General features: G+C 36.0%; 17 protein-coding genes and 1 pseudogene. 11 read left to right on the top strand and 7 right to left on the bottom strand.

Annotated elements, in window-relative coordinates:
- Positions 1-364: 364 nt before the first annotated feature.
- Positions 365-1,117, bottom strand: coding sequence for a GntR family transcriptional regulator (locus HBN42_RS02620; RefSeq protein WP_165993441.1), 753 nt, complete (start codon positions 1,115-1,117; stop codon positions 365-367).
- Between the two features lie 534 nt (positions 1,118-1,651).
- On the opposite strand from HBN42_RS02620, the gene HBN42_RS02615 reads away from it, so the two are divergent.
- Both HBN42_RS02615 and HBN42_RS02610 read left to right on the top strand, forming a co-directional pair.
- Positions 1,652-2,866, top strand: a complete 1,215-nt coding sequence (locus HBN42_RS02615; RefSeq protein WP_165993439.1) for a C10 family peptidase — start codon at positions 1,652-1,654, stop codon at positions 2,864-2,866.
- Positions 2,867-2,868: 2 nt separating this feature from the next.
- The gene (locus tag HBN42_RS02610; RefSeq protein WP_165993437.1) at positions 2,869-3,174 is read left to right on the top strand and encodes a Spi family protease inhibitor; all 306 of its coding nucleotides are present in this window, start codon (positions 2,869-2,871) and stop codon (positions 3,172-3,174) included.
- A gap of 382 nt (positions 3,175-3,556) precedes the next feature.
- Here the strand turns inward: HBN42_RS02610 and HBN42_RS02605 are convergent, their stop codons facing one another.
- Positions 3,557-4,297: an amino acid ABC transporter ATP-binding protein gene (locus HBN42_RS02605; protein WP_165993435.1), complete on the bottom strand. Its 741-nt coding sequence runs from the start codon at positions 4,295-4,297 to the stop codon at positions 3,557-3,559.
- The gene (locus HBN42_RS02600; RefSeq protein ID WP_165993433.1) at positions 4,297-6,474 is read right to left on the bottom strand and encodes an ABC transporter substrate-binding protein/permease; all 2,178 of its coding nucleotides are present in this window, start codon (positions 6,472-6,474) and stop codon (positions 4,297-4,299) included. Before HBN42_RS02600 ends, HBN42_RS02605 begins: the two co-directional genes overlap by 1 nt.
- 168 nt (positions 6,475-6,642) lie before the next feature.
- Between HBN42_RS02600 and uvrB the strand changes: the two genes are divergently transcribed.
- From uvrB to dltD, 6 genes are all read left to right on the top strand, one after another.
- The gene (gene uvrB, locus HBN42_RS02595; protein ID WP_165993431.1) at positions 6,643-8,634 is read left to right on the top strand and encodes an excinuclease ABC subunit UvrB; all 1,992 of its coding nucleotides are present in this window, start codon (positions 6,643-6,645) and stop codon (positions 8,632-8,634) included.
- Between the two features lie 247 nt (positions 8,635-8,881).
- A complete protein-coding gene (locus HBN42_RS02590) occupies positions 8,882-9,025 on the top strand; it encodes a teichoic acid D-Ala incorporation-associated protein DltX (RefSeq protein WP_165993429.1) in 144 nt (47 codons plus the stop codon).
- An 11-nt stretch (positions 9,026-9,036) separates the two neighbouring features.
- A complete protein-coding gene (gene dltA / locus HBN42_RS02585; RefSeq protein WP_165993427.1) occupies positions 9,037-10,575 on the top strand; it encodes a D-alanine--poly(phosphoribitol) ligase subunit DltA in 1,539 nt (512 codons plus the stop codon).
- Positions 10,572-11,831 carry a D-alanyl-lipoteichoic acid biosynthesis protein DltB gene (dltB, locus tag HBN42_RS02580; protein WP_165993425.1) on the top strand — a complete coding sequence of 420 codons (1,260 nt, stop codon included), beginning with the start codon at positions 10,572-10,574 and terminating at the stop codon, positions 11,829-11,831. Before dltA ends, dltB begins: the two co-directional genes overlap by 4 nt.
- 20 nt (positions 11,832-11,851) lie before the next feature.
- Complete coding sequence (gene dltC, locus HBN42_RS02575) at positions 11,852-12,085, top strand: D-alanine--poly(phosphoribitol) ligase subunit DltC (protein WP_413251918.1); 234 nt, start codon at positions 11,852-11,854, stop codon at positions 12,083-12,085.
- Positions 12,078-13,334, top strand: coding sequence for a D-alanyl-lipoteichoic acid biosynthesis protein DltD (gene dltD / locus HBN42_RS02570; RefSeq protein WP_165993423.1), 1,257 nt, complete (start codon positions 12,078-12,080; stop codon positions 13,332-13,334). The genes dltC and dltD overlap by 8 nt, the downstream gene beginning before the upstream one ends.
- Before the next feature lie 247 nt (positions 13,335-13,581).
- Here dltD and tnpA read toward each other — a convergent pair.
- From tnpA to HBN42_RS02550, 4 genes and pseudogenes are all read right to left on the bottom strand, one after another.
- A pseudogene (tnpA, locus tag HBN42_RS02565) lies at positions 13,582-14,039 on the bottom strand (IS200/IS605 family transposase).
- Positions 14,040-14,201: 162 nt separating this feature from the next.
- Complete coding sequence (locus HBN42_RS02560; protein WP_165993421.1) at positions 14,202-15,038, bottom strand: sugar ABC transporter permease; 837 nt, start codon at positions 15,036-15,038, stop codon at positions 14,202-14,204.
- Positions 15,038-16,399, bottom strand: coding sequence for a carbohydrate ABC transporter permease (locus HBN42_RS02555; RefSeq protein WP_165993419.1), 1,362 nt, complete (start codon positions 16,397-16,399; stop codon positions 15,038-15,040). Before HBN42_RS02555 ends, HBN42_RS02560 begins: the two co-directional genes overlap by 1 nt.
- Positions 16,400-16,680: 281 nt before the next feature.
- Positions 16,681-17,934 (bottom strand): extracellular solute-binding protein, encoded by a 1,254-nt coding sequence (locus HBN42_RS02550; RefSeq protein WP_165993416.1) that lies wholly within the window; start codon positions 17,932-17,934, stop codon positions 16,681-16,683.
- 211 nt (positions 17,935-18,145) lie between these two features.
- Here HBN42_RS02550 and HBN42_RS02545 point away from each other — a divergent pair, with 211 nt between their 5' ends.
- The 3 genes from HBN42_RS02545 to glgP all read left to right on the top strand — a co-directional run bounded on the left by HBN42_RS02545 (position 18,146) and on the right by glgP (position 23,304).
- Positions 18,146-19,165 carry a LacI family DNA-binding transcriptional regulator gene (locus HBN42_RS02545; protein WP_165993415.1) on the top strand — a complete coding sequence of 340 codons (1,020 nt, stop codon included), beginning with the start codon at positions 18,146-18,148 and terminating at the stop codon, positions 19,163-19,165.
- 350 nt (positions 19,166-19,515) lie between these two features.
- On the top strand, positions 19,516-21,024 hold the full coding sequence (gene malQ, locus HBN42_RS02540; RefSeq protein WP_165993413.1) for a 4-alpha-glucanotransferase: 1,509 nt from the start codon (positions 19,516-19,518) through the stop codon (positions 21,022-21,024).
- Positions 21,025-21,039: 15 nt separating this feature from the next.
- Positions 21,040-23,304 carry a glycogen/starch/alpha-glucan family phosphorylase gene (glgP, locus tag HBN42_RS02535; RefSeq protein ID WP_165993411.1) on the top strand — a complete coding sequence of 755 codons (2,265 nt, stop codon included), beginning with the start codon at positions 21,040-21,042 and terminating at the stop codon, positions 23,302-23,304.
- Positions 23,305-23,339 lie beyond the last annotated feature (35 nt).

The raw sequence follows: 23,339 nt of genomic DNA, 5'->3' as shown, positions 1-23,339 counted from the left end.
AGTCATTTTTTGATACCTTTCTTAAGTGCTGTCGGACGGTAGGTTAAACAGTCAGAGGAGTAACTGTTTAAGAAAGCCAAAGAATTCCATACCTAACTTTCGAGCCTAGGGTCTGGTAAGTTGCCAGTGGCTAAAATGTTGCTATTAAAGGCATTTTGGATACTTTCAGCAGGGCGGAAGTCGCCTTAATAAGCTCGCGGTTGCTTGCAGAAATTGGAGATCTATTGATAGCCTGAAGAAGTTTTTTACTCTATTGGCTTAGGTAAATAAGGTTTGTCTTCAATCTGAAGCACCAGTGTGAACTGGTGCTTTAATGTGACATATAGTAGTCTCAATGAACTCTAAAGTTCTTTTCCAGAAGGGGTCATTTTAAATCCTTTCTTTTGGAAAAAACGTGCAGTTCGAAGTATTCGACAGGAATATAATGTTTGCTTACGACCAAAATTTTGTGTTTCTTAAAGATTGTTTCTTGGACGAGCATAAAGGCACTGTTTTCTGACAGATTGTATTTTGATGCTGCAAAGTTCCCAGACTTAGTAAAGCAAAGTTCATTTTGTGCGCAGCAAGAATTATTATCTTGATAAATGGTTTCTTCTAGGAATGTTCTTAGATCCTCTGTATTAGTTAAATTAATGGAATAATCTGATAGAACTTCTAATGGTAGAAAAGATAATGAATAGGCAACGACAGAGTCATTTTGATGATACCAGCGATCTGTAACGACAACAAGTGGAGTCTCTTGTTTCAAGGTGTCCCTTATAGATTCAGTCGGAACTTCGATATGAAATTCAAGTTCAGTCTCACTAATAGAGTTGTGAAAACAGGCTTTGATAGGATGTTGAAGGGTTTCTAACCCTTTCTCATGACAATTAATGGAGCCTTTGCAAACAAAGATGCCTTTTCCTTTAATGTTTTTAATAAGATGATCTTCTTGGAGTAGAGCCAGGGATTTTCTCAAGGTCATTCGACTAACATTTAGTTGCTCTGCTAGCTCCGCTTCAGAGGGCAATGGCATATCTGGACTGTATACACCATCTTGAATGAGCTGGTAAATTTTGTCATATGCCTGCACATGTTTTAACTTCTTAAATTTTTTATATACTTCGTATTGATTCACGATTTTACCTCATATATAATTACTTATTTTTAAATTTGACAGCAGACTCAAAATAATTTTATCAAGACTTGTCTAATTGATTGTACTCAAATGTCTTCTTTTATTCTAACATAAAATAGTAAAATTTGTCTGTTTATAATCGAAAATGCATTAAAATAGGCTAAAAACACACTTAAAAATTTTTTTAGAAAAACGTTTACATTTTTTTGTCTTGTATGATATTATACAAGTGTAAAAAATATTAGACAAGTTGGAAGGGAGGAATAAGAAATGAATGAAAAAAGGGAATACACTTGTGTTGCCCCCAAAAAGCTAGAGTAAAACTCTCAGGCTTGGGTCTTTTTTATGGCATTAATATTAATAATGAAAAATATAGAAATGCATGGTTTAGACCAAGAGAGTGGAACTGATACAGAAGGAAGCAAGAAAGTCTGCTGTAAACTTCAGGATTCAATCCTTAACTTAAACCATTATGTCTAACTTTTTGGGGGCAGTACACCTTAAACTCATTTGTGTTTAAAGAAGGAGTAAGACATGAACAAAAAGAAACTGAGTGTCAAAGTATTAAGTCTTTTATTACTATTAAGTGGATCTGTTTTATCTAGTTCAGCATTTGCTGCAGAAAACTTTACCCGCAATGAAAAAGAAGCTAAAGATACTGCTATTACATTCATTGAAAAAACAGCTGGTCTTAATGGACGATTTGATAGTAGACGTGCAAAGAGAAGTGCTGAACAAATTACTCTTAATAAAGTAACCTTAAATGATGAAGCTTCTAATTCTAATATGTACGTCTATAACCTATCTACTGGCGGATTTGTCATTGTTTCAGCAGATAAACGTTCACCAGAAGTTTTAGGTTACTCTACAAAAGGAACATTTGACAGCAAGAACAAAGAAAATATTTCTTCTTTCATCAAGACCTATGCTGATCAAATCACAAAGAATAAAGAACTAAAGACAGAATATTCTAATTCAATTGCAGCAAACAAACATCCTATTGTTAACTCTCTACTAGATGCTAGAGGAATCCACTATAATCAAGGTAATCCTTATAACCTATTGACACCTGTTATAGAAAAAGTAAAACCAGGAGAACGTTCATATGTAGGTCAACATGCAGCGACAGGATGTGTTGCTACTGCAACTGCACAGATAATGAAATACCATAATTATCCTAACAAAGGGGTAAAGGATCACTCTTACGTCCTAACTAATGACTACTTCAATGAACCCCTTCACTTATTTGCATCAATTTCTACTAGACAGTATGATTGGCAGAACATTTTACCTTCATATTCAGGAAGAGAAAATCAAGCTCAAAAAGATGCTATATCAGAATTGATGGCAGATGTCGGTATTGCAGTAGACATGGATTATGGACCATCTAGCGGTAGCAGCGGTAGCCCTGTAGTTCAAAGAGCCTTGAAAGAAAACTTTGGCTATGCCCAATCTGTTCGTCAAATTAATCGCGATTCCTTTAGCAAAGAAGATTGGGAAACTCAAATTGATAACGATCTTAAACAAAGTCAACCAGTATATTACCAAGGATTGGGTACAGCAGGTGGACATGCATTTGTTATAGATGGTTCTGATGGTAATGAGTTCTACCACGTTAACTGGGGTTGGGGTGGATCTTCTGACGGTTTCTTTAGGTTAGATGCCTTAAATCCTGGATCCCTAGGTACTGGCGGAGGAGCTGGTGGCTTCAACTACAGCCAAAGTGCTGTTGTAGGAATTAAACCTTAAATATGAATAATGACTTTGTTAGAACAGAAAATCAAGCACGTGACATAGCTGAAACATTTTGTAAAGAACAATTAATGAACAAAAATAGCGCACGTGTACAGCAATTGATTTATCCTTTGGATAATGATCATTTGAGTAGTGAATTATATATCTATTCTCTATCTCCCATAGGCTTTATTATTGTGTCAGGTGATACTAGAGCTCATACTATTTTAGGATACTCTTTTGATAATGCACTTGACATCAAGAAACGAAATGTGTGGAATATGATAGAAACTTACAAAAATCAAATCAAACATATTGATTAATAAGTGCTTTAGCGACTATCATTGGTGAAGGCTTAAGAGATCTTATCTTAGTCATTTATCCACCTAGAGAAGGCTCTATAATTCCCAAAGTCACACATTTATAAATCATTAAAATTTTTTAGGTACTGCCCTCGAAAAATTGGACATAATAGTTTAGGTTAAGGATTGAGTTTCCTCTGCTAGAGGACTCAGTCCTTTTATTTTGGCTTGACTATCTTTGGCTGCTTGGACAGAAGGGATGGTTTAGCAGTTACACATAAATAGATGATAAAGAAAAGACCCTACACTTTATGTTAAAGAAAACATAGAAGTTTAGAGCCTTCTTTTTTATTGCTAATAGGGGATTAAGATCTATCTAGAAAATCTTTATATCCCAGCTTTTTTAAACATTTAAAACCTTATCCAAGAACTCAATGAGACGTGGATGTTTTGGACGGTCGAAGATATCTTCAGGGCTACCATCTTCTAAGAATTGGCCCCCATCTGTAAAGATAACACGGTTAGCTACTTGACGAGCAAATCCCATTTCATGCGTTACAATCAACATAGTCATACCTTGTTTGGCGAGGTCTCTCATAACATTCAAAACATCACCGACCATCTCAGGGTCAAGTGCAGAAGTCGGTTCATCAAAGAGCATAATATCAGGATTCATAGCTAAGGATCTAGCAATAGCTACCCTTTGTTTTTGTCCGCCGGATAGGCTGCCAGGTAAAACATCGGCTTTGTCAATAAGACCAACTTTTTCAAGTAATTCCAGACCATGTTTTTTAGCACTTTCCTTACTTTCTTTTCCAAGTTCAACTGGGCCAAACATGATATTTTCTAAAACAGTCATATGCGGGAAGAGGTTGAAATGTTGAAATACCATTCCGATATTTTCTCTGGCCTTGTCAATGTTAGTTTTAGGGTTTGATAATTCATAGCCATCGACCATAACTTTACCACTGGTAATACTTTCAAGTAAGTTTAAGGTCCGTAAAAATGTTGATTTACCAGAACCAGAAGGTCCGATGATACAAACAACATCACCTTCATAGAATTTAGCATCAATCCCTTTTAATACTTCATTTTGTCCAAAAGACTTATGTAAATTTTGAACGTCAATTTTCAATTCTGCCATTATTTAAGCCTCTTTTCTAAACGTTTTGCAAGTCTTGTTAAGAGTGTAATCATAATCAAGTAAATAATTGCTAGAATAGCATACATACGGAATGATTGATAGTTTCTTGCAATAATTATTTTACCTGTTTGGAATAATTCAACCAAACCGATAGCAGAGACAATAGTTGTATCTTTAAGTGAGATAACAAATTGGTTGATAAAGTTTGGTAACATGACTTTAATAGCTTGTGGTAAGATGACCTTACGCATAGTTGTTTTGTAAGGAATTCCTAGACTGCGGCTAGCTTCCATCTGTCCTTTGGGAACAGCTTCGATCCCCCCACGTACAATCTCAGCAATGTAGGCTCCACCATTTAAGGATAGGGCAATGGTAGCTGCTAAGAAATCGTTAATTGGAGATTGATGACCTGTGATATTTTCGATCAGATTTGGAATTCCCCAGAAGATAAAGGCTGCAACTATCATCAGTGGCACACCACGAACAAGATCTACAAAGATTGTAGCAACCATCCGTAGAGCCTTGCTTGGTGCAACTGCTATCATTCCAAAAAAGAGACCGATCAATATAGCAATGGCAAAGGAGATCAAAGTCAAGCTCAAGGTGGTTCCTAGACCAGAAAGAATTTGTTTGTAGTTATTAGATAGTAAGCCAAAAATGGTTGATTCATCAGCTATCACTTCCCTGGCTTTATCTTCCTTGTCAGAAGCCAAGTATTTATTGATAATCTTATCGTATTGTCCATTTTCTTTTAGTTTGGCTAAACCGTTGTTGAACATTTCAATTAATTCTGGGTTGCTTCCTTTTTTAACCGCAAAACCGTATTCACCTGATGGTTCCCCTTTTACTGGTGTCTCAAACTGACGGCCTTGTTGGATGGAATATTTTAAGATAGCTTCATCATCCATCAGAGCTTCAATTGAACCAGAATTTAAGCTGTCATACATGGACGAAGCCTCATCAAAGGCTTTTAACTTGTACTGATACTGGTCTTTATGTTTATCTAAGAAATCGTATGAAGCAGTACCTTTTTTAGCTCCCACTGTCTTACCTTTGAGATCACTATAAGCTTTGATACCACTGCCTGATTTTGTTCCTAATAGGATGTTAGAGGTGTAATAAGAATCAGAAAAGTCAAAAATTTTCTTTCGAGCATCTGTAATAGACATTCCAGCAATGGCAGCGTCAGCCTGTCCAGATTGGACAGCATTAAGGGCTGCATCAAAGCCAGGATTTGAAATTTCAATTGTAAAACCTTGCTGCTCTGCAATGGCTTTAAGGAGTTCCATATCAATACCGACGTATTCTCCCTTGCCATTTTGGAATTCAAATGGTGCAAAAGAAGAATCGGCTGTTATCTTGTATTTTGCTTTTAAAGGAGTAGCTTTGGCATTGGCGTTTTCAGTTGATTTGAGAAGAGTCTTTTTACCAGAACCACCCAACCACTTGGTCATGATTTCTTGATAAGTCCCATCTTCCTTCATTTCCTTGAGGGCCTTATTAAAATCTTCAATTAAATAATCATAGCCACTGTCTTTTTTAACAGCAAAGCCAAAGCTACCAATAGCTTCCCCTTGCATGTTGATGGCGATGTTCTGATTTTGCCTTATGGCAAACTGAATAACAGGTTCATCATCCATAACAGCAGCAATGGAGGCAGATGAGAGGCTATTATACATTAAATCGCCGGTATCAAAGGTTTTTACATTATAACCGTATTTGGCTTGGTTTTTATCTAGAAAAGTTTGTGAAGCTGTGCCATTTTTAACACCAACTGTTTTCCCTTTAAGATCCTTATAGCTTTTAATAGGGTTATCTTTTCGACTAGCAATAACAATTTTAGTGTCATAATAAGGCTCAGAAAAATGAAAAACTTTCTGACGAGCCTCTGTTATAGTAGTACCAGCCATTAAAGCCTTAGCTTGACCAGATTGGACGGCATTGACAGCAGCATCAAAGCCAGGGTAGGACATTTTATAGTTCCAATTTTGGCGTTTAGCAACTTCTTTAATAATATCAACATCAATACCTTTGTAGATCTGATCAGAATCCTTATACTCAAAAGGCGCATAAGCCGTATCAGAAGCAATTGATATGGTTTCTGCTTTTGCATGACCACCACTTAAAATAATTAGTGATAGCAGTGCAAATAAAAAAACCTTTAGTTTATTCTTCATACATGTCTCCTTAAAAAATATTCCTCATTATAACAGAAAAGTTCCAAGAGGGCAACTCTTTCCTCACATCTATGTCAGAAAACCTAACATCAAATAATAACATTAAATCTATCAAAAATAAAAATGTCTATGCTAAAATAGAGGTAAGTCTATTAAAGAAGGTTTACTATGATTGATAAAAGAGAAGATAAAAAATTTAAGTTGGTATCTAAATACCAGCCTTCTGGAGATCAGCCACAGGCCATAGCCGAATTGGTTGACAATATAGAGGGTGACGAAAAAGCCCAGATCCTTTTAGGAGCAACGGGAACAGGGAAAACCTACACCATGAGTCAAGTCATCAGTAAGGTTAACAAACCTACCCTTGTTATTGCACATAACAAAACCTTGGCAGGACAGCTTTATGGAGAATTTAAAGAATTTTTCCCTGACAATGCTGTTGAATATTTTGTGTCTTATTATGATTATTATCAACCAGAAGCCTATGTTCCTTCTAGTGATACCTATATTGAAAAAGATAGCTCAGTCAATGATGAGATAGATAAACTCAGGCATTCTGCCACCTCTTCATTGTTAGAAAGAAACGATGTCATTGTCGTAGCCTCTGTTTCGTGTATCTATGGCTTGGGTTCTCCTAAGGAATATGCCAACTCTGCAGTTAGTTTGAGACCTGGTCAAGAAATCTCACGTGATCAACTCTTAAATCAGCTAGTGGATATCCAATTTGAACGAAATGATATTGATTTTCAACGGGGACGTTTCCGAGTTCGAGGCGACGTTGTCGAAGTATTTCCAGCATCCCGAGACGAACATGCTTTTAGAATCGAATTTTTTGGTGATGAAATCGATCGCATCAGAGAGATTGAGAGCTTAACTGGGAAAATTCTAGGAGAGGCAGATCACTTGGTTCTCTTTCCCGCAACTCACTTTGTGACAAATGACGAACATATGGAAGCTTCCATTGCCAAAATTCAAGCTGAACTTGAAAAGCAGTTAAAGCTGTTTGAATCTGAAGGTAAGTTATTAGAAGCACAGCGTCTGAAACAAAGAACAGAATATGATATTGAAATGCTTCGTGAAATGGGTTATACCAATGGTGTTGAAAATTATTCACGTCATATGGATGGCCGTTCAGAAGGTGAGCCACCCTATACCCTCCTAGACTTTTTCCCTGAGGATTTCCTGATCATGATTGATGAAAGTCACATGACAATGGGGCAAATTAAAGGTATGTATAATGGTGACCAGGCACGTAAAAAGATGCTGGTTGATTATGGTTTTCGTTTGCCGTCGGCACTGGATAATCGTCCTTTGCGTCGCGAAGAATTTGAAAGTCATGTGCATCAAATTGTCTATGTTTCTGCAACTCCAGGTGACTATGAAAACGAGCAAACCGATACTATCATTGAACAAATTATTAGACCTACAGGACTGCTGGATCCAGAAGTCGAAGTGAGACCAACCATGGGGCAAATGGATGATCTCTTAGGTGAAATTAATAGCCGTACTGAAAAAGGTGAGCGCACCTTTATAACAACCTTAACCAAGAAAATGGCAGAAGACTTAACAGACTACCTTAAGGAAATGGGAGTTAAAGTGAAGTATATGCACAGTGATATTAAAACATTGGAACGAACAGAGATTATCCGTGATCTTCGCCTGGGGGTGTTTGATGTTTTAATTGGGATCAACCTTCTACGTGAGGGAATTGATGTGCCAGAAGTCAGTTTAGTGGCCATCTTAGATGCGGACAAAGAAGGGTTCTTACGCAATGAACGTGGTCTGATTCAGACCATTGGTAGGGCTGCTCGTAATGCCCAAGGGCATGTAATTATGTATGCGGATAAGATTACTGATTCGATGCAGAAAGCCATGGACGAAACAGCTCGTCGTCGTGAGATACAAATGGCCTACAATAAAGAACATGGCATTACGCCGCAAACCATTAAAAAAGAGATTCGTGACTTAATTTCAATCACTAAGGGAAGTGATGGAGAAATCGCAGAAGAAACAGTTGATTATTCAGTCATGAACAAGAGTGAGCGCAAGGATGCCATCAAGAAATTACAAAAACAAATGCATGAGGCAGCAGAAATGCTTGATTTTGAATTAGCTGCGCAGATTAGGGACATGGTTTTAGAGCTTAAAGCAATGGACTAAGTGAAAGAGTGATGGTGTTCTGCCCCTTATTTTGCAGGGCTTTAGGTCAGTTAAGTTTTATTTAAGTTTCTTAAGTTAAAACTATAACATCAAATTGACATCAAAAAGATACATAAACAATACTTTTGTAACATTAGGGTGATTATTAGAAAATTTATATCTTTAATAATCTTGTTTTATCTTGCTCTAATGCTTAAAATAATGTAAAATCTTTCTTATGTATGTTGAAATGATCGAGGAGTAAAAAATGTTCATCAAAAAGCAAAAATTAAATGCTTTCATCCTATTTCTGGGAAAAGTTATCTTGTTCTACATCATACTGATGCTACTTATTTATTTTTTTGGATATGTTGGCCACGGACAAGGTTCGTACATTTATAACGAGTTTTAAGGAGTAATAGAGTGATTAGGAATTTTATAGAAACAGTTGATAACTTTGCTGTGAGTCAGCCAGAGGCAATTGCTTATAATTATCTGGGTGATCTTCGATCATATAGACAGTTAAAAGAAGACTCTGATAGTATTGCACACTATATCGATAGTATTTTAGAGGCAGATCAGTCCCATGTCTTGGTATTTGGTGGTCAGACTTATGATATGTTAGCAACTTTTTTTGCTTTGTCTAAAAGTGGTCACGCCTTTATTCCGGTGGATAGCCATACAGTTAGTGAGCGCCTCTTATCCATCATTGACATTGCTAAACCTAGTTTAATCATTGCTATTGAGCCTCTACCAATTGAAATTGAAGGACAAGAGATTATCACACTTAGTGAGATTGAAGCAGCCAAAGAGAAAAAGGCTAGCTATGTTCTAACTCATCCTGTTTTGGACGATGATAATTATTATATTATCTTTACATCAGGAACAACTGGACAACCTAAGGGAGTTCAAATCTCACATACCAACTTATTAAGCTTTACAAATTGGATGATAGAAGATGACCAGTTTGCCTTGCCTAATAGCCCACAGATGCTTATTCAGGCACCATATTCCTTTGACCTATCTGTTATGTCTTGGGCGCCTGCCTTGGCTTTAGGAGGGACTTTACACGTCTTACCAAAGGAGATAACAGCTGACTTTAAACTCTTATTTAAAACCTTGGAAGATATGCCTTTTGGCATTTGGACATCAACACCGTCCTTTGCAGAAATGGCCTTGTTAAGTGATGATTTTTGCCAAGAGAAAATGAAAAATCTGACACACTTTTACTTCGATGGTGAAGAGTTAACGGTTTCTACTGCTCAGAAATTGCGTACACGTTTCCCAGATGCTCGTATTGTTAATGCTTATGGACCGACAGAAGCAACAGTAGCTCTATCTGCAATTGCAATTGATGATCAGATCATAAAACAATCTGTAAGACTTCCTATTGGTTATACTAAAGAAGATTCGCCTACTTATGTTGTAGATGAACAATTAAATATTTTACCTAAAGGAACATTGGGAGAGATTGTGGTTACTGGCCCTGCTGTTTCTAAAGGTTATCTTAATAATCCTGAAAAAACAGAAGAAGCTTTCTTCACCTTAAATGGTGTTCAAGCATATCACACTGGAGACTTAGGTCAATTTTCTGAGGATAACATCCTCTTATATTCTGGCCGCAAGGATTTCCAGATCAAATATGCTGGTTATCGTATTGAATTAGAAGATATTTCACAACAATTGAATCAATCAGAATATGTTGAAGCAGCTGTGGCTGTGCCCCGTTATAATGAGGAACATAAGGTTCAAAATCTATTGGCTTATGTGGTCTTAAAAGATGGCGTCAGAGAAAACTTTGCTAATGACCGTCAAATAACTAAGGCTATTAAACAATCTGTAGAGTCCCACTTAATGGCTTACATGATGCCAAGTAAATTTATTTTCCGTCAGCAATTACCATTGACTGCAAATGGGAAAATAGATATTAAATTCTTGATCAATGAGGTTAATGAAAGATGAACTCGTTTTTTATGAACTTACCTTATGTAGAACCTTATGCAAATCCCCAGTATTTAGTTTACTTAGTCCTCTTACTTATTCCTATTATTATTGGAATCTTTAGAGGTGTCCGATTAGCCCTTTATGAATTCTTAGTCAGTTTCCTTTTCATTTTGTTAATGTTTTCTGGGGAGAATTCTTATCAGTTCTTTGCTTTTATATTTTATATTGTTTGGCAGACGATCACTGTCTTTGCTTACCGAAAATATCGTGAAAAAAGCAATGGAACAGGTATTTATTACCTAGCTATTTTTAGCAGTCTTTTTCCTTTACTAAGTGTTAAGCTGCTACCAATTATTCCCTTCTTAAAAATTCAATCACTTTTTTCTTTTTTAGGAATTTCTTATTTGACTTTTAAATCTCTTGCTATGATAATTGAAATCAGAGATGGAACTCTTAAAGATTTTTCCTTGAAATCATTTATGAGATTTATGATCTTTATGCCAACTCTTTCTAGTGGGCCAATTGATCGATTTAAGCGATTTGAAGCAGACTATAACCAGCTACCAGATAAAGATGAGTATTTAAAGATGCTAGAAAAGGCTATCATGTACTTGATGCTTGGCTGTCTTTATAAATTTATCTTATCCTACTATCTAGGTAGTCTCTTGTTGCCGCTTGCCAAAAATAAGGCATTGATGACTGGTGGTTATTTCAATACCTCTACGATTGCTGTGATGTATTTTTATGGTTTAAACCTATTCTTTGATTTTGCTGGTTATTCTATGTTTGCCATTGCTATATCTTATGTATTGGGAATAAAAACGCCAGAAAACTTTGACAAACCTTTCTTGTCAACCAGTTTAAAAGATTTTTGGAATAGATGGCATATGACCCTATCCTTTTGGTTTAGAGACTATGTTTTCATGAGATTGGTGCATACCTTTTTCAAACATAAGACCTTCAAGAACCGTATCACAATATCAAATACATCTTATTTGATTAACATGTTATTAATGGGATTCTGGCATGGAATAACTTGGTATTACATTGCCTATGGTTTATTTCACGGAGTTGGACTCATCCTGACAGATAAGTTTCTAAATTGGAAAAAATCTGTCAATCGCAATAGGAAGAAATTGGGTAAAAAACCAATTTTCACAGGAAAAATTTTCTACCTACTATCAATCATATTAACCTTTCATATTGTTATGTTCTCATTGTTAATATTCTCTGGTTTTTTGAATGATTTATGGTTTGTCAAAGTTACAAAATAAGAATTGAGGTATATATTAAAATGGAAGAAAAGATTATTGCATTATTTGATCGTTTGTTTATGGAAGATGTTTCAGATATCATGGATGAAGATCTCTTTGATGAAGGTGTTTTAGATAGTTTAGGGACAGTTGAACTTATTGTGGAATTAGAAGAAATGTTTCAAATCAAGATTCCTGTTTCCGAGTTTGGAAGACAAGATTGGAATACCGTTAACAAAATTATTGAAGGAGTAAAGGAACTTCAAAATGCTTAAAAAGCTTGGACTTGTCTTTGGCCCCTTGCTAGTGGCTATCATATTAGTTGTAGTGACCATAGGAAGCTCACCTATCTGTCTTCCACACAATCTAAAACAAGAAAAAACAAATGCTGTATCATTATCAGATACCTCTTTTAAAAATTCCTTAGTAAAAAAACAAGCCTTTTCAGATCCCAAACATAAATTTGTTCCATTTTTTGGTTCAAGTGAGTGGAGTCGGATGGATAGTATGCATCCTTATATTCTGGCTGAGAAATACAAGCGTGATTATAGACCTTATTTGGTAGGAAAACGTGGGACTCAAAGTCTTTCTCATTACTTTGGTATTCAGGGATTTAAGAAGGAATTAGAAAATGGCAAAGCTGTTCTAGTGATATCTCCACAGTGGTTTTCACCACAGGGGACAGATACCTTGGCTGTTCAGAAATACATGTCTAATTCACAAATTATTTCTTTTTTACGAAATGCCAAGTTTCATAAAACAGAATCACGAATTGCCGCTCAAAGATTACTACAATTAAATCCGGGTGTTGCTTATTCAAGATTGATGAAAAAGATTGCTAGAGGAGATAGTTTAAGTGCTCTTGACAATCACTTGCTCAACTGTGCTCATAAAATAAGTTTAAAAGAAGAGTCATTCTTTAGTCAGTTCAGCTATTCTACCAACTATCAGGATAGAATAGAACCAAGATTAAAGGGCTTACCAAAAACTTTTTCTTATGATAAACTAGGCCATTTGGCCATGCAAAGAGGGGAAGCAGGTTCCTCAAATAACCGTTTTGGGATAAATAATAATTTCTATAGCAAAAGGATTGCCCCTCAATACGCTTCTTATAAGAACTTTCAGGCTAACAATTCCTTTATTATTTCACCAGAATATACAGATTTTCAGTTACTACTTAGTCAATTAGCGGAGGATAAGGTTCAAGTACTCTTTGTAATCCCTCCAGTTAATAAAAAGTGGGCTGATTATACAGGCTTAAACCAAGGCAAGTATCAACGGGCTGTTCAAAAGATCAAGTATCAGCTGCAATCTCAAGGCTTTACAGAGGTTGTCGATTTTTCAAAAGAAGGTGGGAAACCCTACTTCATGCAAGATACTATCCACTTAGGATGGAATGGTTGGCTTGAATTGGATAAAAAAGTTCTTCCTTTTATGAAGAAAAAAATAAGTACAGACTATCATGTTAATGACTATTTTCTTTCAAAAGAATGGGCAAACCTTAACTATCAAGTTAAGAAATAAAGCTCAGCTTAGGAAAATGATGACACAAACAGTGATATAGAAATACTTGGATTGAAGAAATAGACTCTATGTGGTCAATGTTCTTCAATCTTTTTTGGACTCTAAATCATAACCACCCGTCAAACGGGTGGTTTGGTCCAGGGCTGTAAGCCCAAATAACTAGCCAGCGCCTAAAGACGCTGGCTTTCACTTTGTTCAAGCCTTATTGCTTTTGACTCGTCACTAGCCTCTCAAAGAGGCGTTTGTATTACTTACCATGATCCCTAAAGGGATCTTCATATTCTTTAACACTCAAGAATCTAGTGCTATATCATGTTTTTCTTGTTCTTGAATATATTTTTTTATAGTGGCTTCGTTTAGTCCAACTATACTGACATAATATCCTTCAGCCCAAAAGTGTCGATGACCAAATTTGTATTTCAAGTTGGCGTGTTTATCGAACATCATAAGTGCACTTTTACCTTTCAGGTATCCCATGAAACTTGACACACTTAATCTGGGTGGAATGCTTACTAACATGTGAACATGAACTGGCATCAAATGTCCTTCAACTATTTCTACTCCTTTGTAGCTACACAATCTCTGGAATATTTCTCCCAGACTTCCTCTATATTGATTATAGATTACTTTTCGTCTATACTTAGGGGTGAACACCTTTATTATAGCGCATTTGGAGTTTTTTATAGTATAACTTTCGATGCGCACCCGCAATAGCGGATGGTTTTTTGTTTTGCACCTTCGGAGCAAAACGGATTGAAAGTCACATAAATCATAAAAGCTCCTAGAATTCTCTTAAGAGAGTTCTAGGAGCTTTTTTATATTGTTAAATAAATGAGTCTTAGTTTCTTTATCTGAAAGGCGCTCTTTTTATTTTACAGAACCACCGGTGATCCCTTCAACATAATATTTTTGCATGAAGATAAAGAGAAGTGTGATAGGGATAGCAATAATAACTGAACCAGCAGCAAAGGCCATAAACCAATTGTTAATGGTATCTGGCTGTAGCATTGAGAAGAGACCAATAGCAACAGTGTATTTACTTGTTGCATCTCCAAGTATAACCTGAGCAAAGATGAAGTCAATCCAAGGTCCCATGAAGGCTAGTAGGGCTGTATAAACAATAATAGGTTTAGACAATGGCAGGGTAATCTTGAAAAAGATATCCATTTTGCTTGCGCCATCTATCATTGCCGACTCATCTAATGAGTAAGGAATGGTGTCAAAGAAGCCTTTAGCAATGTAAAAAGTTAAGGCAGCACCAGATGAGTAAACAAAGACCAGAGCTGTTAAGGTTTGTGTTAGTCCTAATGCCTTTAGGATATAGTAAACAGCAATCATGCTCATAAATCCAGGAAACATGTTTAGGACAAGTGCTAATTTTAAGAAGCCATTACGGTGTTTAAATTTAATACGACTTAATGAGTAGGACATTGCTACGGTGATAAAGGTTGAAATTAAACAGGTAAAGCTTGCAACGATGAAGGTATTAATGAACCAACGTCCAAATGGGAAGGATTCATTGGTGAAAAGCCTAATATAATTTTCCAATGTGAATGTTTTAGGAATGAAGTAGTTGACGTAGGCAGTTCCTTCACCTCTAAGACTGGTTAAGACAACCCAGACTATTGGAAAAAGCCAAATAATTGATAATAAGGTTAGGGTAGCATAAACTAGTCCTAGTTGAAATCTACTTTTATTTTTCATTATTTTGTCACTCCTTCCGTATATGATGACGTTCTTGTATAGGCAAGTAAACTGAAGATTGCAGAAACTGCAAAGATGAGGATACCGATAACTGAAGCAAGATTGTAGTCAGCTGCTGTTACTGTTAATTTATAGAGCCAGGTAACAAGTAAGTCGGTCGATCCAGCTTGATAATATTGGGAATTGGTTGGACCACCACCAGTTAGGAGGTAGATAACATTGAAGTTGTTGATATTTCCAATAAATTGCTGTATGAGGTTTGGTGTCATAATCAAGAGAATTTGTGGGAAAGTAATTGATTTAAAGACTTGGAACTTACTTGCACCATCAATCTCAGCGGCTTCAATTTGTTCACTAGGTAAATTCATGATAATACCTGTGGCAATCAGCATTGTAAAGGGGATCCCAATCCACATATTGACAAAAATAATGGAGAATTTTGCCCAGATAGGATCTGATAAGAATGGCAGAGCATGTTTGATCAGTCCTAGTTGATATAATAAGGAGTTAACTGGTCCTTCATCATTTAAAAGGTTGCGCATGATTAAAAGGGAGATAAATTGAGGAACTGCTATAGTAATAACGAAAATAGTGCGCCACAATTTCTTCCACTTAAGACCTTTGGTATTAATTAAAAGAGCTAAAACAACTCCAAAGAAGAAGTTGGTAACAGTAGCAAATACAGCCCAAATGATGGTCCATGAAAGGACTGGGAAAAAGGTTCCAGCCATTCGGCCACTAAAAATACTTCCAAAATTTTCAAGTCCAACCCAATCAAAAAGTGATTTTGGTGGTAGATGATTATGATCGAAATTAGTGAAGGCCAAACAAATCATATAAATTAAAGGAAGGATGGTAAAGAGAAGAACCCCAATCAATGGAATCGTCATTAAGGTCATATGGAAACGCCCATTGGTTAATGTGGCAAAATCTTCTTTAAAAGTAGGAAGTTTAGCACCTTCTTTTTTTAGTAAATATAAGCGGCCTGCACTTTTTAGGTTGCACCAATAAATATAGACAAAAACCAGGCAGAAAATTAAGGATGCTAAGCCAAAGATAAGCATGAGCATGGAGTTATCTCCCTCAACAGCAACCTGAATTTTAATGCCATCAATGGTTTTTGTGACCATTCCTTGACTTTGACTACCGAGCGTGAAGAGCCCGGTAATAGCTGGAATGATTTGTGATATAAAAGCAATTAAAAAGACGATCTCGCTAATTAAAAATAGGGTCCCTTTTACAAATTGTTTATTAGCAAGGTTGGCAAACCCCATGATAATAGCCGAAAGTTTAATATCCCATCCACCTTTTTTTAAGGCTTCTCCTACGGATACTTGTGGTGTCAAACTTGACTGAGTCATAAACGTTCTCCTTTGTTTTAGGACACAAGCTTGCTATGTGTTCTAAAGTTTTTCTTCAAATAGTCAAAAGCTAAGTGTTACGTAAATCTTTAAGGTCTTAAAAATTTAAGTAGCACCTAGCTACTTAGTAAGATCAAAAACAAGTAGGAGTGGGACCAAGCCCCCAATGGATCATAATGGAGCTTAGTTCCACTCCCTCTAAGATGAGTAGACAGGATAGCCTTTAGAAGTTACTCACCTCTATACTTGTTTTGACATAGTATTAGTAAAGAGCCTTAGCCTTATTTTGTAGCAGCGATATCTTTGTCAAATTGTTGCAATTTAGCAAGGTAGTCGCCTTCTTTGATTTTACCATTGAAAGTATCGCTAAGAATAGCAGCACTTTCTGTCCAGAATGTTCCCATTTGGCTAAGTTTAGGCATAACTACAGTATAGTTTGAAGAAGAGCCCATTGTGATAACTGTCTTAGCAAGTTCATTTGATTGAACAGTTTTAGAAGCTTGAACAGTTTTGTTAGCTGGAACAATGTTACGAGTCTTGAATTGATTTTCTTGACTTTCAGCATTTGTTAAATATGAAGCCAGTTTGTAGCTAGCTGCGATACGTTTAGTATCACCTTTAGCAGCGGCTTGGTTAACGGCATATAATTTAACACCTAAGAATGCTTTTTGTTGAACTGTTTCGCCGCCAATAGTTACTTTTGGATAAACAGCAACGCCAAGTTTGTCTTTTCCAATTGCTTTTTGAGCAGCTTCATAATCCCATGGACCTGATTCAAATGAGGCAACGGAACCATCACCGAATTTAGACATAACGTTGTTAGCATCTAGGCTGACAAAACCTTTGTTTGAAGCTTGGTCTGCAATCCATTTAAGAACAGCAACACCTTTTTCATTGCCCCAGTTAGTTCCTTTTACATCTTCACCATCTTTACCAAATAGGGTATTTCCAACGGACATAAACAATGGACCAGTAGCATAGGTATTAGCTTGTTTGAAAGTACCACCGAAGCTAGCTTTGCTTGTGATGGTTTCGTAAGAAGTCACATCTTCAGCAGCTAATTTTGATTTGTTGTAGAAAAGGACTTGTGATTCAATTCCAAATGGGAATGCATAAGTTTTTCCTTTGTATTGGGCACCCACGACAGCTTGGTCAGTTGCAGTTGCAGCAATTTCTTTACTGTATTCTTTTGGAACTTCTTGGATAATTCCAGATTCAACAAGTTGACCAAGTTGATCATGAGGAAGCGAGAAGACATCGGCAGCAGTTGAAGCATCTTTTTTGATTTTTTCTTGTGCTTTTGGATCTTCTGATTCAACAACCTTTACTTTGAAACCTGAATCTTTTTCAAATTTTGCAACAATATCAGTGTAAGATTTTTTAGCTCCAGTTGGAACCCAAAGTTTAATTGTTTTTGCATCAGAACCAGAAGCTGTTTTATCTTTATCTTTTGAACCAGCTCCACAACCTACTAACAAGGTACTAGCAAGTGTCAAACTTGCACTACCAACGATAATTTTTTGCCATGCTTTCATAGCTATGTCCTCCTAAGGAATATTTTATATATCTATTATGCAACCGTTTGCAGAAAATGTCAATACTTTTTTTAAATATTTGAATAGTGTCATTACAAGTAATAGTCATTAAATTAATATTTTAGGAAATTATTGATTTTTAAGGAGATAATTGTATAATGGAAAAAAATGCTTATGAATTATAGTAAACTGATTGATGAAAGAGGTAAGAATGGTAACCATAAAAGATGTAGCACAAAAAGCTGGTGTGAATCCTTCTACTGTTAGTAGGGTTTTAAAGGATAACCGTTCTATTTCCCAAAAAACCAAAGATAAGGTCAGAAAAGCTATGTCGGAATTGGGTTATGTTCCTAATGTTGCTGCCCAAATTCTTGCTAGTGGTCTAACACATAATGTGGGTCTGGTCTTTCCTCCCATTACCTTTCAAGATCGTTTGAGTGAACCTTTTTTCATGCAAATTTTATCAACCATAACCAGTGAGGCTAAAAAAAATCATTTTACTGTTTCAATAGCAACGGCTATGACCGTGGAAGCCTTAGAAGAACAAGTGAAGCTCATGCATCTTCAAAAACGGGTTGACGGCTTTATCATATTATATTCAGAACATGATGATCCTGTTCGTAAATACTTAATGGCCAATGCTATTCCCTTTGTAATTGTAGGAGCTCCAGAAGGAGATGAAAACCGCATAACCTATATTGATAATGACAATCAATTGATGGCTAAAACAGCAGTTGATCATTTATATAGTAAAGGTCATCGCAATATTTTGTTCATTACTGATGATTTAGAGTCAGAAGTGGCTTCGGAACGTTATATTGGTTATTTAAAGGGTTGTATGAAATTCGGTTTGAATTCCCGACAGATGCTTCTATTTGATCGGCAAGATCCGTTGAATGTTGCCCAGTTGATGAAATCAATAGTTGATTTTAAAACGACAGCTCTCATTGTTATTGGTGATATCCTATCAGTTAGGATGATTCAGTTACTCTCTTTTTATGGCTTAAAAGTTCCTGATGATATCTCAATCATAACCTTCAATAATTCAACCTACAGTAAGCTCTTGCATCCTTACTTAACCACTTTTGATATTAATGTTGATAATCTAGGCAAGACAAGTTTCAAACAACTTTTAGAAATCATTAAAAATCATGAGCAAACTTTAAGTCAGAAGATTCTCGTCCCATTTAGTTTGAAAATTCGAGAAAGTATCCGAGATTTAAATAAATAGACAAAGAAAAACAGAAATGCTAAATTTCTGTTTTATTTTTTTGCATTTCAAGGAAAACGATTGCTTAATAATTGCTATTTTCTTATTAAATATGATGAGCGGCAGCTAAGTTCATTCTACTGCTTTGCTCTTATTGTAATAAGATCTTTCTATAATTTATTGAAAGGAAGCCAATGATTGAAAAGAAAATGAATGATAAATAGCTAGTAAAAGTTAAGCTAATTAAGGCTTTTAACTGAAATTTTTATGCTTAAGATAAGAATTTTGTTAAATATCTTACAATTCATATTGACTTGTGCAACCGGTTGCGTTATAATCTATCATAATTACACTATTATGAGGAGACTTTTATGAATAAACGTGCAAGTGGTATTTTACTGCATATCAGTTCTTTACCTGGCAAATTTGGAATAGGAACTTTTGGACAATCTGCCTATGACTTTATTGATTTTCTAAAAGAAACAAAGCAAAGCTATTGGCAAATCTTACCATTGTCTACAACCAGTTTTGGAGATTCTCCTTACCAATCGTTTTCTGCTATTGCTGGAAATACTCATTTTATTGATTTCGATCTCTTAAGTAAAAGTGGTTTTTTACGAAAAGAAGATTATGAAAATGTGGATTTTGGCAGTGACCCAGAAAAAGTTGACTATGCCTTGATTTTTAAGCAGAGACGTCCAATTCTGGAAAAAGCAGTGGCTAACTTTTTAAAAAGTGAGGATGGCCTAAAACGCTTAACTGCTTTTGAAGGAACAGCTACTTGGTTAAATGACTATGCTGAATTTATGGCTATTAAAGAACACTTTAATTTTAAGGCCTTACAGGAATGGGATGATCTTTCCATTATTAAACGTGAAGCAGAATCCCTAGACTACTATCGTGAAAAATTGGCTAGTACAATCTTTTACTATAAGGTTTGTCAATACTTTTTCTATCAACAATGGTTGGAACTAAAACTTTACGCCAATACAAATGGTATTGAGATTATCGGTGATATGCCAATCTACGTTGCTGCAGATAGTGTAGAAGTTTGGACTAAACCAGAACTCTTTAAAGTGGATGAACTGAAAAAGCCCATATACATTGCAGGAGTGCCAGCTGATGGTTTCAGTGATGACGGACAACTTTGGGGCAATCCTATCTATGATTGGGCAAACCATAAGAAGACAAACTTTGACTGGTGGGTTTATAGGATTCAAGAAAGCTGCAAGTTATATGACAAGGTTCGTATTGATCACTTTAAGGGCTTCTCTGATTTTTGGGAAATCCCAAGTGGAGATAAAACGGCTGTTAATGGTCATTGGGAGTCTGCGCCCGGTTTTGAACTATTTTCAACAATTCGAGAAAAATTGGGGACTCTGCCTATCATTGCAGAAAACTTAGGTTATGTAGATGAAAGAGCTAGACAACTTCTAGCAGAAACAGCTTTCCCTGGAATGAAAATTCTAGAGTTTGGTTTGTATGACGAGACAAGTCAAAGCTTTGATCTGCCTCATAATTATGATAACAATTGTGTTGTTTATACAGGAACTCATGACAATGAAGTTGTTAATGGTTGGTATGAAAATCTCACTGTTAAACAGGCTCGATTTGTAGATAAGTATATAGGTCGTTCTCATGATGAGCCCATTTCAAAAGCAATGCTTAGAACCATTTTTGCTTCTGTCGGTGATATTGCTATCTTATGTATGCAGGATTTACTTGATAAAGATGCCGAAACTCGGATGAACTTACCAAACACAGTTGGGGGAAACTGGCAATGGCGTATGCTAAAAGATGATTTACAAAAAGAGCATAAAACATTTTTAAGAGAACTAACCGAACGCTATGGTCGTGCTAATAATGACGAAAAAATTTGATAGGAAGAGGCTATAATGACTAATTTTACAACATTTACTGAAAACAATTATGGGAAAAAACTTGCAGATGCTTCAAACAAGGAACTCTATATTTCCTTATTAAATTATGTAAAAGCAGTAGCAGAAGAAAAACCTAAAAATACTGCCAAAAGAAAAGTTTATTACATTTCTGCAGAATTTTTGATTGGTAAATTGCTCTCCAATAATTTGATAAATCTAGGAATCTACCAAGATGTCAAAGAAGAATTGGCAGTTGCAGGGAAAAATATTGCAGAAATAGAAGATGTGGAATTGGAACCATCTTTAGGAAATGGTGGACTAGGTCGTCTAGCTTCATGCTTTATAGACTCAATGTCAAGTTTAGGAATAAATGGAGAAGGTGTTGGTTTAAACTATCATTGCGGTTTGTTTAAACAAGTTTTTGTCGATAATCAACAAGAAGCTGAACCAAACTACTGGATTGAAGAACAATCATGGTTAGTTCCAACAAGCATTTCATATGATGTACCATTCAAAAACTTTACCTTGAAATCTCGTCTTGATCGACTTGATGTTTTAGGCTACAAACGTGATAGCAAAAACTACCTTAACTTATTTGATATCGAAGGTGTTGATTACGGTCTGATTAAAGATGGTATTTCATTTGATAAAACTGAAATCAAGAAAAACCTTACCCTCTTCTTGTATCCAGATGATTCTGACAAAAATGGGGAATTACTTCGTATTTATCAACAGTACTTTATGGTCTCAAATGCGGCGCAATTGATCATTGATGAAGCTATCGAACGTGGATCAAACTTGCATGATCTTGCTGACTATGCTTATGTGCAAATCAATGATACTCACCCATCCATGGTCATTCCAGAATTAATCCGTCTCTTGACTGAAAAACATGGCTTTGACTTTGATCAAGCAGTTTCTGTAGTGAAGGCTATGGTTGGCTACACAAATCATACTATTTTGGCTGAAGCTCTTGAAAAATGGCCTTTAGATTACCTCAATGAAGTTGTTCCTCACTTGGTGACCATCATTGAAAAATTAGATGCTCTTGTCCGTGCTGAACACAAAGATCCAGCAGTTCAGATTATTGATGAAACAGGTCGTGTGCACATGGCACATATGGATATTCACTTTGCAACTAGCGTTAATGGAGTAGCAGCACTTCACACTGAGATTTTGAAAAACAGTGAACTAAAAGTGTTTTATGACCTTTATCCTGAAAAATTCAACAACAAGACCAATGGTATTACATTCCGTCGTTGGTTAGAGTTTGCCAACCAAGATTTAGCGGCCTACATTAAAGAATTGATTGGTGACGACTACCTAACTGATGCTACCAAGCTTGAAAAATTGATGGCTTTTGCTGATGAAGAAGCTGTCCATGACAAATTAGCAGACATCAAGCATGCTAATAAATTAGCCTTAAAACGCTACCTTAAAGAGAATAAGGGTATTAATCTGGATGAAAATTCAATCATTGATACGCAAATCAAACGTTTCCATGAGTACAAACGTCAACAGATGAACGCTCTTTATGTTATTCACAAATACCTTGAAATCAAAAAAGGCAACCTTCCAAAACGTAAAATCACAGTTATCTTTGGAGGAAAGGCAGCCCCTGCTTATATCATTGCTCAAGATATCATTCACTTAATTCTTTGCTTATCAGAGTTAATCAATAATGATCCTGATGTGAGCCCATATCTCAATGTTCATTTGGTTGAAAACTATAATGTGACAGTAGCTGAACACCTGATTCCTGCCACTGATATTTCAGAACAAATCTCACTAGCTTCTAAAGAAGCATCTGGTACAGGTAACATGAAGTTCATGTTGAATGGTGCCTTAACCCTTGGAACAATGGACGGTGCTAACGTTGAGATTGCAGAATTAGCTGGTATGGATAATATTTATACCTTTGGTAAAGATTCTGATACCATTATTGGACTCTATGCTGACGCTAGCTATGTTTCTAAGTCTTATTACGATGCTTGTCCACAAATTAAAGAAGCAGTTGACTTTATCGTTAGCCCTGAAATCTCTGACATTGGAAATAAAGAACGTTTAGAGCGTCTCTATAAAGAGCTGCTTCAGAAAGACTGGTTTATGACTTTGATTGACCTAGAAGAATATATCGAGGTCAAAGAAAAAATGTTAGCTGACTATGAAGATCAAAAACTTTGGATGACTAAAGTTGTGCATAACATTGCCAAAGCAGGATTCTTCTCATCTGACCGTACTATCGAACAGTACAATGAAGATATTTGGCACTCTAAATAAGAGTTTATATTAAAAAGAACGGAAAAAATCCGTTC

Origin of the sequence: Streptococcus catagoni (assembly GCF_011421425.1) — a bacterium.
Lineage (GTDB): Bacteria > Bacillota > Bacilli > Lactobacillales > Streptococcaceae > Streptococcus > Streptococcus catagoni.
This window is presented reverse-complemented; position numbering and strand designations above follow the sequence as displayed.

Excerpts from the sequence above, each read along its gene's own strand:
- HBN42_RS02610 (WP_165993437.1), top strand. The coding sequence starts at position 2,869 with ATGAATAATGACTTTGTTAGAACAGAAAATCAAGCACGTGACATAGCT.
- HBN42_RS02605 (WP_165993435.1), bottom strand. The coding sequence starts at position 4,297 with ATGGCAGAATTGAAAATTGACGTTCAAAATTTACATAAGTCTTTTGGA.
- dltD (WP_165993423.1), top strand. The coding sequence starts at position 12,078 with ATGCTTAAAAAGCTTGGACTTGTCTTTGGCCCCTTGCTAGTGGCTATC.
- malQ (WP_165993413.1), top strand. The coding sequence starts at position 19,516 with ATGAATAAACGTGCAAGTGGTATTTTACTGCATATCAGTTCTTTACCT.
- HBN42_RS02590 (WP_165993429.1), top strand. The coding sequence starts at position 8,882 with ATGTTCATCAAAAAGCAAAAATTAAATGCTTTCATCCTATTTCTGGGA.
- dltB (WP_165993425.1), top strand. The coding sequence starts at position 10,572 with ATGAACTCGTTTTTTATGAACTTACCTTATGTAGAACCTTATGCAAAT.
- HBN42_RS02600 (WP_165993433.1), bottom strand. The coding sequence starts at position 6,474 with ATGAAGAATAAACTAAAGGTTTTTTTATTTGCACTGCTATCACTAATT.
- HBN42_RS02555 (WP_165993419.1), bottom strand. The coding sequence starts at position 16,399 with ATGACTCAGTCAAGTTTGACACCACAAGTATCCGTAGGAGAAGCCTTA.
- HBN42_RS02550 (WP_165993416.1), bottom strand. The coding sequence starts at position 17,934 with ATGAAAGCATGGCAAAAAATTATCGTTGGTAGTGCAAGTTTGACACTT.
- HBN42_RS02560 (WP_165993421.1), bottom strand. The coding sequence starts at position 15,038 with ATGAAAAATAAAAGTAGATTTCAACTAGGACTAGTTTATGCTACCCTA.
- dltC (WP_413251918.1), top strand. The coding sequence starts at position 11,852 with ATGGAAGAAAAGATTATTGCATTATTTGATCGTTTGTTTATGGAAGAT.
- glgP (WP_165993411.1), top strand. The coding sequence starts at position 21,040 with ATGACTAATTTTACAACATTTACTGAAAACAATTATGGGAAAAAACTT.
- HBN42_RS02615 (WP_165993439.1), top strand. The coding sequence starts at position 1,652 with ATGAACAAAAAGAAACTGAGTGTCAAAGTATTAAGTCTTTTATTACTA.
- HBN42_RS02545 (WP_165993415.1), top strand. The coding sequence starts at position 18,146 with ATGGTAACCATAAAAGATGTAGCACAAAAAGCTGGTGTGAATCCTTCT.
- uvrB (WP_165993431.1), top strand. The coding sequence starts at position 6,643 with ATGATTGATAAAAGAGAAGATAAAAAATTTAAGTTGGTATCTAAATAC.